The organism is Paractinoplanes durhamensis, assembly GCF_016862175.1.
Taxonomy (GTDB): Bacteria; Actinomycetota; Actinomycetes; order Mycobacteriales; family Micromonosporaceae; genus Actinoplanes; species Actinoplanes durhamensis.
This window is the reverse complement of record NZ_BOML01000043.1, coordinates 65,245-80,473: the sequence shown is the minus strand read 5'-3', so window position 1 is coordinate 80,473 and position 15,229 is coordinate 65,245. Positions and strand designations below refer to the sequence as shown.

Here is a 15,229-nt window from a genome sequence, read left to right as displayed (position 1 = left end):
CTTGCCGCTCTTGACCTTGTCGGTCCCGCCCGGCCGGGTCCGGCCAGGCGGAATGAGCGACGATCAGCCGAAGGGGGCGATCTTGGCGGCATGGTCAAGTTGCTGGTAGCTTCTTGACGATGCAGTCAAGTAATGCCGAGCCGGTGGTCGTCGAGGAAGAACCCGAGGCTGTCGAGCCGCCCCCTTTGATCCTTTTGGAGCCGGTCGAGGACGCCGGCACCTGCACACCGGATGGATGGTGCAACTGATGAGTGCCAGCGTTTTCGGGCACGCCGCCGAGCCGATCGTGGTGGACGTCTGGAGCGACGTCGTCTGCCCGTTCTGCTACCTCGGCCACGCCATCCTCGAAGAGGCCGTCGAGCGGTTCCCGCACGGCTCCGCGGTCCAGATCCGCTACCACAGCTTCCAGCTCAACCCGGGCTTCGCGGTGGGCGACGCGATCCTCGCCGACGACTACCTGACCAAGCAGTACGGGATGCCGAAGTCGCAGTTCGAGGCCTCGCACGCGCAGCTGTCCGCGCGCGGCGCCCAGGCCGGCCTGGACTACCGGTTCGAGACCACCCTCATGGTCAACACCCTGGACGCGCACCGGATGATCCACCTGGCCAAGGCGCACGGCCAGGAGCTGCCGATGGTCGACCGGCTGTTCAAGGCCGAGTTCACCGAGGGGCTCAACCTCGCCGACCACGCGGTTCTCGCCGACCTGGCCGTGGAGCTCGGGCTCGACCGGGCCGACGCGGTCAAGGCCCTGGAGACCCAGGCGTACGAGCAGGACATCCGCGCCGACCTGGCGCAGGCCCGCCAGCTCGGGATCAGCGGGGTGCCGTTCTTCGTCTTCGACAACAAGCGGGCCGTCTCCGGCGCGCAGCCGGCCGAGATGTTCCGCAAGGCGCTCGACATCACGTGGCAGGACCGGGCGACCCAGTCAACATGACCGCTGAGCAGCGGCTTCGGGCCGACGCGCAACGCAACGTCGAGGGCATCCGCCGGGCTGCCCTCGACGTCTTCCGCACCGGCGGCCTGGCCACCCCGCTCGACGAGGTGGCCCGGGTCGCCGGGGTCAGCAAGGGCACGATCTATCACCGTTTCGGCAGCCGCCGCGGGCTGATCGACGCGGTGGTGGAGGAACTCGTCGCCGAGCAGGTGCGGGAGATCATCGAAGCGGTCGAGGCGCTCGACGGGCCGCTGGTCCGCTTCGAGGAGTGGTTGCTGCGCACGTGGCTGCTCCAGTTCGACGAGCCGGCCGCCAACGACGTGCTGGTCCGGATGCTCCCCGAGTCGGAGCCGCTGACCACGCTGTGCGACCGGGCGGCCAAGTTCGGCCGCCGGCTCCTCGACGACGCGCAGGCGGCCGGCGTGGTCCGCCCCGACCTCACGCCCGAGGATCTGACCTGCCTGATCCTCGAACGCGGGGTGATCGTCCGGGCCTGCACGAAGCAGACCCGGGCCGACTACCGGCGCAGGCTCGACTTCGTGCTCCACGGGCTCAGGACCCCGCCGGGGATCACCGCCGCCGGGTCGTAGGGCTGCCGGGTGTAGACGAACGTGCCGAAGTCGAGGTGGGTGACCGCGCCGGCCTCGTCGCGGACCGCCCGCACGTCCTCGCCGTCGTGGTAGCCGCCGACGCCGACCCACTGGTCGTCGCCGGTGGGGCGCAGCCGGCCCTCGACGGCACCGGAGACACTCGTCAGCTCCAGCCAGCCGTCCGCCCGCGGCTTGAGCAGGTGGGCGGCCGGACCCCAGTACCAGGGACCGGCCAGGGCGAGCAGTTCCGGCACGATCGACTCCAGCGGCTCCCACGGCGCCGGGATGCGCGGCTCGCGGTCGGCGACGATGTCGAGCAACTCGGCGGCCAGGCTGCCGACCCGCAGGCCGGCGGTGGTGTTGGCCAGCACCACCGCGGCCACGTCGTCGCCGGGGCTGGTCCAGACGGTGGCGACGAAGCCGGGCATCGAGCCGGTGTGGCCGCTGAGCAGCCGGCCCTCGCGGTTGCGGAGTTCCATGCCGAGGCCGTAGGAGCTGTGCCAGCTCGTCACGTCGGGGGCGCTGGCGGGCGTACGCATCAAGGAAATTGACTCTGCGTCGAGGACCCGGTCGTCGCCGTGCATCAGGAACTGGGCGTAGCGGGACAGGTCCTCGGCGGTCGACCAGATCTGGCCGGCCGGCGCCATCCGGCCGGTGTCGGTGAGCGGCTCCGGCTGCAGGACATCGGCCCAGGGGTGGACGGCCCAGCCGAGGGCATGCGGGGCGACCGGCAGCAAGGTCGTGCGGTTCATCCCGAGCGGCTCGAGGATCCGCTGTCGCAGGACGTCGCCGAACGACGCGCCGCGCAGCTTCTCCACCAGGGCGCCGAGCAGCGCGAACCCGGGGTTGGAGTAGTGGAAACCGCGATCCTCGCGCGGGGCGCTGCCGAGCACGTCGGTCAGCTCCGGGCGCAGCGTCCCCTCGGTGCGCTCCCACCACGGTCCGGGGGACTCCGATACGAGGCCGGCCGTGTGCGCGAGCAGGTCGCGGATCCGGGCGCCGTCGGCGAGGGTGCCGGGCAGGTGCGCGCCGAGCGGGTCGGCCAGCCCGATCAGGCTCTCGGCGTGCAACTGCAGGACGAGGACCGTCACGAATGTCTTGCTGATCGAGCCGATCCGGTACTGCACGTCGCCGCCGGTGTCCCTCCCCCAGCTCTCCAGCCACACCGGACCGCCGTCGCGCACGATCGCGGCGACGACCGACGGCGCCCGGCCCTGGACCTGGCCGGTGGCGAGACGATGGCGCAGCGCGCGCCGGGTTTCCGCAAGCAATTCGGACATGGCGGCAACCTACCGCCGTCACCGGCCGGCGTTCATCCGATATCCGTAGCGGTGCAGGAACGGCAGCGCGAGGGCGGTCGAGGTGAAGCGCGGGCCGAAGTGCTGCTCGGAGCGCCACCGGTTGTCCGGCTTGACGGCGATCTCGCCGTTGCGGAAGCGGCTCGGGTTGCCGGCGATCGTGTGGTTCGGCTTGAGCACCACCGTGTTCTCGTCGACGAACGGGCCGTCGGCCGGTTCCACCCCGGTCATGGTCAGCACCCGCTCGATGGCGGCCTGCGGCTCGGCCGCGAAATCCTCGTAGCGCAGCCGGGTGTGCCGGCCCGGGAAGGCCCGGCCGAGCCGTTCGGTGATGGCGTTGCGGACCAGCCAGTGCATGGTGCTGGAGGTGGGCCGCTGCAGGATCGTGCTGCCGTTGCGCTTCTCCGGCGGCGGGGCGGCCCGCATCCACGAGTGGGTCACCGCGCGCGGGTCGCGGACCATGTGCAGCAGGTACGGAATGGTGCCGGGCATCCGGGTGAGCAACGCGGCCCCGGACGGCACCTTCGACGAGTCGACGATCAGCTCGGCCCCGGTCACCTCGGCGATCGCGTGGTAGAGCCGGGTGTAGATGTCGAGGTATTCGGCGGCCTCGGCGGAGAGCGCGCCGTCGGTGAGGTGCTGGGTGTGGCGTACCCGGATCGCCTGCTTCTGCAGTGCGACGACGTGCGCCGGGTCGGGCCGCCGCGAGCCGAACGCGGTTTCGAGGACGTTCTTCCAGGTGGCGCACTTGGCGAACGGGATGCCACAGCCGCACCGCCGGCCGATCATGAGGCCGCGATGCCACAGGTAGAACAGCTCTCCGGTGGAGAACACGTTCTTGTAGGAGTTGAAGATGTTGTCGACGATCGTGGTTCCGCTGCGCCCCCACCCAGCGATATACAAGATCTTCACCATGGCGCAGTATGTTGACCAACAAGGTTAGGTATTGGCCCGGAGAAACCTGTCCAGCTGCTTTGAAGATCACGGCGGCGCTCCGAAAACCGCCCGGAACTGCCTGGCCAGGTGACTCACGTCGAGCAGGCCCCACCGGCGGGCGACGGCGGCGGTGCCCCGGCCGGCCAATGCCGGGTCGGCCAGGTCGCGCCTTATTCGTTCCAGGCGCTCCCGGCGGATCCAGGCGGCGATCGTGAAACCCCCGGCCGCGCATGCCTTGTGGACCTGCCGCACCGACACCCCCAGCGCGGCGGCCACCGACTCGACGCACAGGCCCGGATCGCTCAGGTTGGCCAGCGCGAACGTCCGGACCCGCTCGGCGAGGGTGCCCGGATCGGCCGGTGGGGACGCCGGAGCTCCGGCGTAGACCGCGAGCATCGTCGAGGCGACCGCGTCGGCCAGGTGCGAGGCGGCCGGCGACCCGGTGTTCCGGGCCAGCTCCTCGACCAGCAGGGTCAGCGCCCGGCCCGGGCCGGAACCGACCGAGACCGGCAGCGCGGTGCGCAGCCGGTGCGTGCCCAGCCGCGACCTCGGCACCGCGACGACCAGGGCCTCCCAGCGCGGGTCGTCGCTGTGCAGAAGGTACGGCCGGATCGTCTCGTAGGCCACCACGCTGCCGGCCGCGACCACGCACCGCCGGCCGTCCTGTTCGAGGCGGCTCGACCCGCGGCGCTGCCAGGCCAGCTTCACGAACTCCGGGTCGGTCGAGCACAGCAACCGGCCGCTGCGCCGGACCGTGCTCGGTGACGTGCGCAGATGCGCGACGATCAGATCGCCGGCCCGGGCCCCGCGCAGCGATCCGGAGAACGCGACGCCGTCGTCCGGGCGCACCTGCACCGGCGCGCACGCCGCCGACACCGCGTGCTCGAACCAGTCGAGCGGGCCGGTGGTCACGTCGCCGGCTCGATCCGCCCGGTCACTTCCCCGAACGAGATGCGGGTGCCGCCGGCGCCCGGCGCGGTGGCGCTGATCGTGACGACGTCGCCGTCCTCCAGGAAGGTGCGGGTGCTGCCGTCGGCCAGCTTCAGCGGGTCGGCGCCGTTCCAGGACAGCTCGATCAGCGATCCGCGCTGGTCCCGCTCCGGGCCGGACACCGTGCCCGAGGCGAACAGGTCACCGGTGCGCAGCGCGGCGCCGTTGACCGTCAGGTGCGCGAGCTGCTGGGCGGCCGACCAATACATCCCCGCGAACGGCGGCGTGCTGATCAACTCGCCGTTCAGCCGCACCTCCATCGCCAGGTCCAGGCCCCACGGATGGTCGGCGTCGTCCAGATAGGGCAGCAACGGCTCGTCCCGGGCCGGCGGCCGCACCCGGGCCGCCTCGAGATCTGCCAACGGCACGATCCACGGCGACATCGAGGTCAGGAACGACTTGCCGAGGAACGGGCCGAGCGGAACGTACTCCCACGCCTGCAGGTCCCGCGCCGACCAGTCGTTGATCAGGCACACCCCGAACACGTGCTCGGCGAACGCGCTCACCGGCACCGACTCCCCCAGCGCCGACGGCACGCCGACGACGAACCCGACCTCCGCCTCGATGTCGAGGCGGAGCGAAGGCCCGAACGTCGGTGCGGCCTCCGGGGGCTTGCGCTGGCCCTTCGGCCGTACGACGGGGGTGCCGGACACGCGCACCGTGCCGGCCCGGCCGTGGTAGCCGATCGGCAGGTGCGTCCAGTTCGGGGTGAGCGGCGGCGACCCGGGGCGGAATATCCGGCCGATGTTCTCGGCGTGGTGGCGGGAGCTGTAGAAGTCGACGTAGTCGGCGATCTCCGCCGGCAGGTGCATGGTCACCTCGGCCGGCGAGATCATCGGGCCGTCCAGGTGGGCGATCCGCTCGCGCAGCGCCGCCCACCCGGCCGGGCCCTGGGCCAGGAACGCGTTCAGGCTGCCGGTGGCGTGGACCGGGTCGCCGGTGGCCGCGGCCAGGTCGAGGATCTGGCCGTTCACCTGCACGCCGGTCCGGGGCGCGGTGCCGGGAGTCGAGAAGATGCCGTAGCCGGTCATGCGGCGCTCCGATCGGCGTGGGTGGGGTCCGGCTCGGCGGGGTCCGGCTCGGCGGGGTCCGGCAGCAGGCCGAGGACGGTCAGGTCGGCGATCGGTTCGAGGACGCTGCACGTGCCGAACGACGTGAACAGCCGCCGGGCCTCGGTCGCCTGGGCCGGTGACAGGGCCCGCACGGCGGCCGCTATCCCCGGACCGTAATCGGCCTCCAGGTGACCCTCCGCGATCACGACCGACTCGCCGTCACCGAGCGCGGCCGCGGCCAGCAGCACGTTGAGGAAGCCGTGGTGCTCGAAGCCGGTCGCCGGATCGGTGTGCCGGATCGCGTGGTGCAGGCCGGCCGTGCACTTGAACGCGACGTCCCGGGCGGCGCAGGCGGCCATCGCGTCGGCCAGCGCGGCCGGCGCCGGGAAGAGGTCGGCGCGCAGCCCGCCGGTGCGCAGCTTCGCCCGGTACCGGGTGCCGGCCAGCACCTCGACCACGTGCCGGGCGTGCCAGGCGAGCTCCACGTAGGCGGGCACGTCCGGCGGCAGGACGTCGTCGAGGATCTTGACCGTGTCGCGGGCGTCCGGCGCCGTCGACTGCACCGGGATCTCGACCGCGGCCACGCGCAGGCCCGGCCGGTCGGCGGCCCGGAGCGCGGACGCCAGCTCGTCGGGGGCGGCGATCAGCGCGAGATCCAGGGGTGCGTCTTCCACCGCGTACGCAAGGAGCTGCGGAAGCCTCGACGCGGGCGTGACGAAAGGTCCCACCAGGTCGCCGAAGCGGGCGCGCAGCGACCGATGAGCCGGGATCGCCTCGTCGAGGGGTGCGTTGCCGGGCGGGAACAGCGCGGCGTCGTCGAACAGGCCGGTGAACATCATGACGGCCCCCGGCCCGACCATGACCAGGCGTACCGGCCGTCGTCCGACGCGGTGCCCGCCTCGCCGAGGCCGAGCGGGCGGAACGTGTCGACCATGACCGCGGTCTCGTCGAAGAACTCGGCGCCCAGCGACCGCTCGACCGCGCCCGGCTGCGGGCCGTGCGAGTGGCCGCCCGGATGCAGCGAGATCGAGCCCTTGCCGATGCCGGAGCCCTTGCGGGCCTCGTAGTCGCCGTCGACGTAGAACATGACCTCGTCGGAGTCGACATTCGAGTGGTAATAGGGCACCGGGATGGCGAGCGGGTGGTAGTCGACCTTGCGGGGCAGGAAGTTGCAGATGACGAAGTTGGCGCCCTCGAAGACCTGGTGGACCGGCGGCGGCTGATGCACGCGGCCGGTGATCGGCTCGAAGTCCTTGAGGTTGAACGCGTACGGGTAGAGGCAGCCGTCCCAGCCGACCACGTCGAACGGATGCTCGGGGACGACGTGGACCGTGCCGGTGAGGCCGCCGGGGCCGTCGCCGCGGTGCTTCACGTAGATCTCGACGTCCGTTCCGTCCTGCAGGAACGGCTCGGCCGGGCCGCGCAGGTCGCGCTCGCAGTACGGGCTGTGTTCCAGGAACTGGCCGTAGCGGGACAGGTAGCGCTTCGGCGGCGCGATATGCGAGTTGGCCTCGATCGCGTAGGTGCGCAGCGGCTCGTCGCCGGTCGGGACCCAGCGATGAGTCGTCGTCCGCGGGATGATCACGTAGTCGCCGGGGCCGACATCGAGGGCGCCGAACGTCGTCTCCACCGTCGCCGTGCCCCGCTCCACGAACACGCACTCGTCACCGACCGCGTTCCGGTAGAGCGGTGACGGCCGGCCCGACACCGCGTAGGAGATGCGCACGTCCGCGTTGCCCAGCACCAGGCGGCGGCCGGTGACCGCGTCGACCGCCTTGTACTCCTCGCCGACGAACAGGTCGTGCAGCTTCAGGTGGCGCGGGATCAGCGGCGCGTTCGCGACGATGCTCTGGTCGGGCAGCTCCCACGGGCGGGCGTCGACCAGCGCCGACGGGATCCCCCGGTGGTAGACCAGCGACGAGTCCGAGGAGAAGCCCTCCTCGCCGACCAACTCCTCGGCGTAGAGGCCGCCGTCGGGCCGCCGATGCTGGGTGTGCCGCTTCGGCGGAATGCTTCCGACCTGCCGGTAGAACGTCATTGTTTTACCTCCGGTTTGTTCAGCATCCGGTTCAGGGCCGGCTCCACCTCGTGGGCGGAGCGGACCACGGCGGCCACGTGCGCGTCGGGGCGCAGCAGCCAGATCTCGCCCGGCTCGGCCCCGAGCGCCTCGCGGAGCTCCGGGTCGCTCATCCGGTGCGACTCGACTTTCTCGTTGTGCAGAACGGGCATTTCCGCGTCGTCCCCGACCAGCACCATGATGCCGTTGCGGGCTTTCGCGCGCAGCCTCGAGGTGCCGATCGGACAGTCCGGGACCAGGATGCCGGGCGCCGGGACGGGCACGTCGCCGCGGGCCGGCCGGCCCGGGAACGGGCGGTGCGGGTCGGGGGTGGTCAGGGGCGAGTCGACATACCAGAACGGCTCGGCCAGCCGGCCCGAGTCGACCTGGCTGCGCGCGGACGGGTCGACCGCGGCCTTGGCCAGGATCTCCCGGCGGCGCCGGGCGTCGCGCTCGGTCGGCGGCACCAGGAACCGCATGGTCGCGCCGGTCACCGCCAGGTTTTCCGCGGCCGCCGCGTGCCGCTCGTCGTGGTAGCTCGCCAGCAGCGACTCCGGCGCCCAGCCGTGGGCGACGAAGGCGATCTTCCAGGCCGCGTTCTCGGCGTCCAGGACCCCCGAGTTGAGGCCGCGAGCCCCGAACGGCGAGACCAGGTGGGCGGCGTCGCCGGCCAGCAGGACCCGGCCGACGCGCATGCGGTCGGCGATCCGGGAGTGGAAGCGGTAGACGGACTGCCAGAGCAACTCGTACGGCCGGTCGCCGATGACCAGGCGGATGCGCCCGTCGAGGTCCTCCTTGGCGATGTCGAAGGTGGGCGGGACCTGCCAGTCGATCCGGAACGTGTCGTCCGGGCAGGGGTGGATCAGTACCTGCCGGCCGGGGTTCCACTCCGGGTCGAAGTAGAAGCGGCGCTCCCGTTGCCAGCCGGGCAGGTCGGTACGGATGTCGCAGATCAGGAAATGGTCGTCGAAGCTCTCGCCGTCGAAGCTCACCCCGAGCTGGTCGCGGATCAGGTCACCGCGCGCGCCCGGGCAGGCGACGGCGTAGGAACCGTCGATCGTGCCGTTCACCGTCACCCCCTCGTCGTCCTGTGTGATGGTGCTGACCGCGGTGGCCCACCGCACCTCGATCAGCGGGTTCCCGGCGATCTTCTCGTCCAGGATTCGCTCGGTCTCGCACTGGGAGATGTTCACGAACGGCGGGAAGGGTGACCGGCCCCGATCCGTGAACGCGAAGCTGAACAGCTCCCGGTCACCGTGGAACGTGCGTGCCGTCGTCCAGGTGACCCCGCGCCGGGCGATCTCGGCCCCGGCACCCACCGTCTCCCATACGTCCAGCACGTCCCGTTGCTGGCAGATCGCCTTGCTGCCGACCATGTCGCGTTTTTCCCGGGCGTCGAGCATCAGCACCGGCAGGCCCCACCGCGCCAGCAGCAGCGCCGCCGTCTGGCCGACCGGGCCGGCGCCCAGGACCAGGACCGGCTTCATCCCTGAAGCTCGTCCCACACCTGGCGGTCCCGCTCGGCGGTCCAGATGATCGGCCGCTCGACGCCGTGGAACTCGTCCCAGAGCCGCTGCACGTCGAACGGCAGGCAGTGTTCGAAGATCGGCCACCGCCCGTACTTCGGTGCCAGCGCAGCATGCGTCGCCGCGAACGCCTCGCGGAGAGTGCCGCCACGCTTGTAGGCGTCGCCGACCGTCTGCTGCATGGTGAGAAGGAAGTCCCGGGTCTGCTCGACCGCGGCGTCGACCTCGTCGCGGCCCCGGGCGATCGCGCCGCGACCACCGACGAGTTGCTCGGCGCCGAGGGCCTTGACGTTGTCGAGCGTGCCGGACGCCCAATCGAAGTGGAAAGCGTCTCCCGTGTAGAGCGCCGCCTGCGACTCGACCAGGTCGCCGGCGAAGAGGATGCCCGACCGCGGCAGCCAGGCCACGAGGTCGCCCTCGGTGTGGCCGCGACCAACATAGCGCAGCTGCAACTCGCCGCGCTGCCCCCCGAGCTGGATCGTCAAACTGTCGGTGAAAGTCAAGGAAGGCCAGGTCAGGCCGGGGATCGAGGCCGGCTCTTCGAAGAGACGCGGCATTCGTCCGTACTCGCTTTCCCAATCCTGCCTACCGCGCTCGGCGATGAGCCGGCGGGTCTGCTCGGTGCTGACGATGACGTCGGCGCCGAAGGCGGCGGCGCCGAGCACCCGCACCGCGTGGTAGTGCGACAGGACCAGATAGCGGATCGGTTTGTCGGTGTGTTCGCGCAGCTTGGCGAGCCAGCGGCGGGCCGCGACCGGGGTGGCGAGGGCCTCGAAGCAGACCAGGAAATCCTCGCCCTCGATGGCGCCCACGTTGGGGTCGCCCTCGGCGGTCAGCGCGTAGACGCCGTCGGCGAGGACCTCGAGGGTCTGCTCCTTGGCGTCCAGGTCCGCGGAGGAGGCGAAGGGCTTGGCGGCCATGACGGGCTCCCTAGTTCGATATCCGAACAACTAGCTCATTTATCGATCCGGACGTTACAAGCCTGTTTCGCGGCCCACAAGGCAAGCCGTCCGTCCACATCGGACTCCCGGCTTTTTGTCGTACGCCCCCGCTAACGTTTCGGCCCATGCGGAGTTTCGAGTTCGTCGAGGGCACCTCGGCCAAGTTCTGGGAGATCTGGCGCGACGGCGCCGAGGTCACGGTCCGGTGGGGCCGTGTCGGCACGAGCGGCCAGACGAAGGTCAAACCCTTCGACGACCCGTCGCTCGCCCAGGTGCACACCGACAAACTCATCACCGAAAAACTTCGCAAGGGGTACGCGGAGGTCAGTTCCACCACCGCAGCGGCGGCCGCCCCCGCTTCCACGCCCGCGCCGGCTCTCACGGTGCCCGCGCCCGCTGCCGCGCCGCCGGCCCCGATCCCCGCTCCCGCTCCCGCTTCGGCTCCGGCTCCGGCTCCCGCTGATGAGGACACCTTCGTGGTCCCCACCGGGTGGTACCGATACCGCTACGCCCGCCGGGGCAGCGCCGGCCTCGGCACATTCACCCCCGACCCCAAGGCCCGCGCAACCGTCGACGAAGAGATCAAGTGGCGCCCCGGCCAGGTGCGCGAGATCGTCGAGGCACCCGGCACCGACCCGGCCATCCGGCAGCCCGCCCTCGCCTGGCTCGGCGGCGACACCACCGCTCCCCCGATCGGCGCGGCCGCCGTCGCAATCGCGGCCTCGTTCGGCCACTGGGGCGACGACGGCAAGCCGGCCGCTTTCGCCGACCTCTGGATCACCGACCGGGGCCTGCTGTTCGCGATCGAGGCCGCCGTCGAGCTGATGACCCTGCGCCTGGTCGAGGGCGGCCATCGCATGCCCGGCCGGCAGACGTTCGAGATCCGCCCGATGCGGCCCGGCGAGGAGCGCTCCGCCGGGTGGAACATCGATGTGCCGCTGGCCATCGCGCTGCGGGTCCGCCAGGCGCTCGCGACCGCCCCCGACGACGACTACGCGGCCGCGCTGACGCTTCTCACCCGCTACCGCTCCGGCCACCTCTATTCCCGGGTCGCCACCTCGGTGCTCGCCCCCGGCCAGACCGAGTGGGTCGAGCAGGACATCGCCGCCGCCGACGCGGCGAGCGACGGCTACCTCGGCATGGCCCTGATCACCGCGGCCGGCACCGGCGACCAGGCCACCCTGCTCTCCTCGCTGGTCAACACCTGGTCGGCGGCCGGCCAGATCGGCCTGCCGGTAACCCTCGCCGACGGGGTCGGGCCGGCCGCCGCGCCCGCCCTGCTCCACTGGTTCGACGAGGACCAGGGCGCCGATGCCCAGCGCCGCGTGCTGACGGTGCTCGCCGCGCTCCCGGGCGAGGCGGCGATGGCCGGCCTGATCGAGCGGGCCGACGTCAAATACGTGGTGCCCGCCCTCCTCGAGATCGCCGAGCGGTTCCCGGCCCGGGCCCTGCGCCTGCTGGCCGAGGCGGCCGGCAAACGGGTCATCGCCGACCTGCTGCGCGGTCACGTCCTCGCGCACCCCGACCTGATCGACGAGGTGCGGCCGGCCCTGACCCCGGAGGCCGCGACCCGGGTCGACGCGATCGCCGACAACGCGGCCTCCCTCATCGTCGCCGACCCGAGCGCCGTGCCCGCCCTGCTGGCCGCCCCGCCGTGGCAGAACCGGGCGAAGGCCGCCAAGCCGATCGTCATCCCCGACCTGACCTGCGACGACCCGGCCACCGTCGAGTGGCTGCCGGGCGAGCGGGAGACCTGGTCGCAGACCAGGATCGACGCCTACTACGACGGCAACAAGGACGACTGGGCGTCGATCGCCAAGCGGGTCCTGCTCGGCCGCACGTCCTATTACGAGCCGGTCCGGTTCTTCACCCAGGCCCCCGAGATGTTCGTCCGGCCCGCCCTGGCGCAGTGGCGGCCGCACGAGACCTACGAGTCCGGCACCTGGATGCGGGTCGTCGCGGCCCGCTTCGAGGTCGACGCCCTCAAGCCGATGCTGCACCTGGCCCAGCGCACCGCCGAGATCGCCCCGGCCCTGCTGCCGTTCTCCACGCCCGAGCTCGCCGTGCAGATGGCCGACTGGCTGGCCCGGCTCAAGAGCGCCCGCCGGCTCGCCCTCACGTGGCTGCTGCGGCACCCCGCGACGGCCGCCCGGGCGCTGGTCCCGGCCGCGCTCGGCAAGGCCGGCACCGCCCGCCGCCAGGCCGAGAGTGCCCTGTTCGCGCTGCACACCAACGGCCACACCGAGGCGGTCCGGGCGGCCGGCATCTCGTACGGCCCGGTGGCCGCCGCCGCGATCGACACGCTGCTCGCCACCGACCCGCTGGCCGTCCTGCCCGCCAAGCTCCCGGCGACCCCGCCGTGGGCGGTCCCCGGCCTGCTGCCCCCGGTTCCGCTGCGCGACGGCGCCGGCTGCCTGCCCGCCGACGCGGTCACCAACCTGCTCACCGTCCTGGCCCTCTCCAAGATCGACGAGCCGTACGGCGGGGTCGAGATCGTCAAGCAGGCGTGCGAACCGGCCGGCCTGGCCGAGTTCGCCTGGGGTGTGTTCCAGCGCTGGCAGTCAGCCGGCGCCAGCGCCAAGGAGGGCTGGGTGCTCGACGCGCTCGGCCTGATCGGCGACGACGAGACGGTCCGCCGGCTCACCCCGCTGATCCTGGCCTGGCCCGGCGAGGGCGGCCACACCAAGGCCGTGACCGGCGTCAACGTGCTGGCCGCGATCGGCAGCGACGTGGCGCTCATGCACCTGCACGGCATCGCCCAGCGGGCCAAGTTCAAGGGCCTGAAGGCGGCGGCCAACCAGAAGATGGACGAGGTCGCCGCCGCGCTCGGGCTCAGCGCCGAGCAGCTGGCCGACCGTCTGGTGCCCGACTTCGGCCTCGACGCCGACGGCAGCCTGCGCCTCGACTACGGCCCCCGCCAGTTCGTGGTGGGTTTCGACGAGCAGCTCAGGCCGTATGTGACCGATGCCGCCGGCAAGCACCTGAAGGCGCTGCCCAAGCCCGGCGCCCGCGACGACGCGGCCCTGGGCGACGCGGCGTCCAAGCAGTTCGCGGCCCTGAAGAAGGACGTCCGCACGGTTGCCGCCGACCAGATCCGCCGGCTGGAGCGCGCCATGGTCACCGGCCGCCGCTGGTCCGGCACCGAGTTCCGGCAGCTGTTCGTCGGCCACCCGCTGGTCTGGCACATCGTCCGCCGCCTGGTCTGGGGCGTCTACGACCCGGCCGGCACGCTGGTCGGCGCGATCCGGGTCGCCGAGGACCGCACGTTCACCACCGCGGACGACGAGGCGACCACGGTCCCCGACGACGCGCTCGTCGGCGTCGCCCACCCGCTGCAGCTGGCCGGCGACCTGCCCACCTGGTCGGAGTTGTTCGCCGACTACGAGATCCTGCAGCCGTTCCCGCAGCTGAGCCGGGAGACGTTCGCCCTGACCGAGCAGGAGGCGACCGAGAGCCACCTGCACCGCTTCGAGGGCATCACCCTGCCCACCACCAAGCTGCTGGGCCTGGAGCGGCGCGGCTGGCGCCGGGCCGAACCGCTCGACGGCGGCGTGCAGGGCGCCATGGAGCTGGAGCTGGGCCCGCGGGTGGAGCTGGCCGTCGAGCTCGACCCCGGCATCATCGTCGGCATGCCCACCGAGTTCCCGGAGCAGAAGATCACCGAGATCATCCTGCACGACGGCAGCGTCTCCGGCTGGTCCCGCGGCAGCCATGGCAAGATCCAGCTCGGCAAGCTCGACCCGGTCGCCGCGTCCGAGATCATCCGCGACCTGACCGACATCACCTCGTGAGGCCTCCCATGATTGTTGACGTCACCGAGCCCGCCGACGCCGTGCAGCGGCCACCCGCGGAGACCCGCTACGCCGCCGAGCTGGCCCGCCTGCACGCGGCCGACACGGCGGCCCGCCCGCCCGGCTGGCACCTGAGCGTCCAGGCCGCCCGCCGCTTCGTGGTCGGCGACCCGGCCCTGGACGTGTCCCGCAAGTTCGTCGGCGACCCGTCCCTGATCGACCGCGCCCTGATCACCCTCGCCACCAGCCGCGGCCTGATGCTGGTGGGCGAGCCCGGCACCGCGAAGTCACTGCTCTCCGAGCTGCTGGCGGCCGCGGTCAGCGGCGACTCCACCCTGACCATCCAGGGCGGCGCCGCCACCACGGAAGACCAGATCCGCTACTCGTGGAACTACGCGCTCCTGGTCGCCGAGGGCCCGTCGAAGCGCTCGCTGGTGCCGGCCCCGCTGCTGCGCGGCATGGCCGAGGGCCGCACGGTCCGCTTCGAGGAGATCACCCGCTGCCCGCTGGAGGTGCAGGACTGCCTGCTCTCCCCGCTGTCCGACCGGGTCCTGACCGTCCCCGAGCTGACCGGCCCGGACGCGCTGGTGTTCGCCCGCGACGGCTTCAACATCATCGCCACCGCGAACACCCGCGACCGCGGCGTCAACGACATGAGCTCGGCCCTGAAACGCCGCTTCAACTTCGAGACGGTCTTCCCGATCGCCGACTTCCGCACCGAGCTCGACCTGGTGACCGACGAGGCGGCCCGCCTGCTGCGCCGCTCCGGCGTCACCGCCGAGCCCCGGCGCGACGTCCTGGAGGTCCTGGTCACCACGTTCCGCGAGCTGCGCACCGGGGAGACGGCACGCGGCGACTCGATGGACCGCTTGTCGGCCGTGATGAGCACCGCCGAGGCGGTCTCGGTGGCGCACGCGGTCGGCCTGCGCGGCTGGTTCCTGCGCAGCGAGCCCGGCAACGCGGAGGACGTGGTCGCCTGCCTGGCCGGCACCGCCGCCAAGGACAGCCCCGACGACCTGGCCAAGCTCCGCCGGTACCTTGCGCAGCAGGTCACCTGGCGCGACGGCGACCAGTGGCAGGCCCTGCACCGCGCCCGTCACCTGCTGCCCGGCTGA

12 protein-coding genes are annotated in these 15,229 nt (G+C 72.1%); 4 read left to right on the top strand and 8 right to left on the bottom strand.

The window, feature by feature from the left end:
• The first annotated feature begins 247 nt into the window (after positions 1-247).
• Positions 248-934 (top strand): DsbA family oxidoreductase, encoded by a 687-nt coding sequence (locus tag Adu01nite_RS27320; RefSeq protein ID WP_203730660.1) that lies wholly within the window; start codon positions 248-250, stop codon positions 932-934.
• Positions 931-1,524 (top strand): TetR/AcrR family transcriptional regulator, encoded by a 594-nt coding sequence (locus Adu01nite_RS27315; RefSeq protein ID WP_203730659.1) that lies wholly within the window; start codon positions 931-933, stop codon positions 1,522-1,524. The genes Adu01nite_RS27320 and Adu01nite_RS27315 overlap by 4 nt, the downstream gene beginning before the upstream one ends.
• Here the strand turns inward: Adu01nite_RS27315 and Adu01nite_RS27310 are convergent.
• The 8 genes from Adu01nite_RS27310 to Adu01nite_RS27275 all read right to left on the bottom strand — a co-directional run bounded on the left by Adu01nite_RS27310 (position 1,452) and on the right by Adu01nite_RS27275 (position 10,302).
• Complete coding sequence (locus tag Adu01nite_RS27310; protein WP_203730657.1) at positions 1,452-2,804, bottom strand: serine hydrolase domain-containing protein; 1,353 nt, start codon at positions 2,802-2,804, stop codon at positions 1,452-1,454. The genes Adu01nite_RS27315 and Adu01nite_RS27310 overlap by 73 nt on opposite strands.
• Positions 2,805-2,822: 18 nt before the next feature.
• A complete protein-coding gene (locus Adu01nite_RS27305; RefSeq protein WP_203730655.1) occupies positions 2,823-3,737 on the bottom strand; it encodes a sulfotransferase in 915 nt (304 codons plus the stop codon).
• 66 nt (positions 3,738-3,803) lie between these two features.
• Positions 3,804-4,670 (bottom strand): AraC-like ligand-binding domain-containing protein, encoded by an 867-nt coding sequence (locus Adu01nite_RS27300; RefSeq protein WP_203730654.1) that lies wholly within the window; start codon positions 4,668-4,670, stop codon positions 3,804-3,806.
• The gene (gene fahA / locus Adu01nite_RS27295; RefSeq protein ID WP_203730652.1) at positions 4,667-5,779 is read right to left on the bottom strand and encodes a fumarylacetoacetase; all 1,113 of its coding nucleotides are present in this window, start codon (positions 5,777-5,779) and stop codon (positions 4,667-4,669) included. The genes Adu01nite_RS27300 and fahA overlap by 4 nt, the downstream gene beginning before the upstream one ends.
• A complete protein-coding gene (locus tag Adu01nite_RS27290; RefSeq protein ID WP_203730650.1) occupies positions 5,776-6,639 on the bottom strand; it encodes a hypothetical protein in 864 nt (287 codons plus the stop codon). The genes fahA and Adu01nite_RS27290 overlap by 4 nt, the downstream gene beginning before the upstream one ends.
• Entirely contained in the window at positions 6,636-7,838 is a 1,203-nt protein-coding gene (locus tag Adu01nite_RS27285; RefSeq protein ID WP_203730648.1) for a homogentisate 1,2-dioxygenase, read from the bottom strand. Before Adu01nite_RS27285 ends, Adu01nite_RS27290 begins: the two co-directional genes overlap by 4 nt.
• Entirely contained in the window at positions 7,835-9,343 is a 1,509-nt protein-coding gene (locus Adu01nite_RS27280; RefSeq protein WP_203730646.1) for an FAD-dependent monooxygenase, read from the bottom strand. Before Adu01nite_RS27280 ends, Adu01nite_RS27285 begins: the two co-directional genes overlap by 4 nt.
• On the bottom strand, positions 9,340-10,302 hold the full coding sequence (locus Adu01nite_RS27275; RefSeq protein ID WP_203730644.1) for an MBL fold metallo-hydrolase: 963 nt from the start codon (positions 10,300-10,302) through the stop codon (positions 9,340-9,342). Before Adu01nite_RS27275 ends, Adu01nite_RS27280 begins: the two co-directional genes overlap by 4 nt.
• Before the next feature lie 146 nt (positions 10,303-10,448).
• Between Adu01nite_RS27275 and Adu01nite_RS27270 the strand changes: the two genes are divergently transcribed.
• On the top strand, positions 10,449-14,114 hold the full coding sequence (locus tag Adu01nite_RS27270; RefSeq protein WP_203730642.1) for a DUF4132 domain-containing protein: 3,666 nt from the start codon (positions 10,449-10,451) through the stop codon (positions 14,112-14,114).
• Between the two features lie 8 nt (positions 14,115-14,122).
• Complete coding sequence (locus tag Adu01nite_RS27265) at positions 14,123-15,229, top strand: ATP-binding protein (protein ID WP_203730640.1); 1,107 nt, start codon at positions 14,123-14,125, stop codon at positions 15,227-15,229.